The following is a 1,239-nucleotide window of genomic DNA, read 5'->3' on the forward strand; positions in this document are numbered from 1 at the left end:
AATCGTGTCTAATAATAAATAGGTTAAATAATCCGCCCCCGATTTCCGTACTCGTCCCTGGGAAGTGCGAATTCGATCTCTGACTATCTCAAAACAGTCCTGTAATTCCTCCTCTTGAAAACTTAAAAGATAGCGTTTTCCCAAGACAAAACTCACTTGTTCTGTATCAAAACCGCTTTCATCTTCTTTCAGTCGCACCATCTGAGAAATCACTAACAATTGATTGTTATAATCTTCTAACTTGGGACGCTGCGGCACATTAACCACATCTTCTAATAACAAAGGATGCAGATTAAAAATTTCCCCTACTTGTTTTAAAACCGTCTCACTCCCTAACCCTTGAATATCCATCCAAGACACGGTATTTGTGCCAATATAGGGGGCGCAAGCATTGGGAGTAATATCCACCTTGCGAATGGCGTTATCTTCATCGTAGTCGATTAAAATAATCCGCGAGGGTTTGGCATCCGGTTCGATAATTAATGTCCCCGGTTCACTACCCGGTTCATCATAAAAATAATCGAAGTAGTCTTCTTCCTCGTCTCCATCGGTATCGGGACGATTGTTAACGAATATATCAGGTTGTAGTTGGGTCATAAGCTTACAACAATCTGGCTAATTTGGGCAATAAGAAAACAGAAAAGTTAAAAAATTTAATTTGCCTAAAGTTACTATCTATCGCCATGAGATTACATTGACATACTCCCACCGTCAAGCTACGCTGTGACGGGGGATTCTTTCCACATCGCTGTTAGAAATTCCTTGTTCAACGAGACAACTTAGATTCTCAATGTCTCCACTGAAAACCCAGAGGTCGGACTCTCCCAAGGCGTTTGGGTCGGTTTCTGTTTGCCCAACAGTACCGTTGAGATGATTTCCCAAATATTGCAACCCTTTTTTAAGAATGTTGATTGCTGCATTATGATCCCTATCTAAGACTGTTTGACAATTGGGACATTGATGAGTTCTAGTGCTTAAGGTTTTTTGAACTCTCGTCCCACAAACTGAACAATCTTGGCTAGTAAAATGGGGAGGAACAGCAACACAAACAATCCGATAAATCTTGGCAAAATAATTCAACCATTCAGTGAATTGATACCAAGAAGCATCACTAATCGACTTGGCAAGTTTACGGTTTTTGACTAAGTTTCTTACCTTTAAAGCTTCATAGACTACCAAATCATTAGACTGGACTAACGCCAAAGCGTCTTTAATTGCTTTGTCTTTACGTTGTCTTGA

General features: G+C 40.1%; 2 protein-coding genes. Both read right to left on the minus strand.

Annotated features, from left to right (window positions below; genetic code table 11):
• Positions 1–597, minus strand: a 597-nt coding sequence (locus tag PX481_RS16590; protein WP_288095057.1) for a CorA family divalent cation transporter, incomplete at its 3' end; no start/stop codon positions are given.
• Between the two features lie 114 nt (positions 598–711).
• The coding region (locus PX481_RS16595; protein ID WP_288095059.1) for an RNA-guided endonuclease InsQ/TnpB family protein at positions 712–1,239 on the minus strand (528 nt) is incomplete at its 5' end.

This window comes from Microcystis sp. M53603_WE2, from assembly GCF_030065435.1.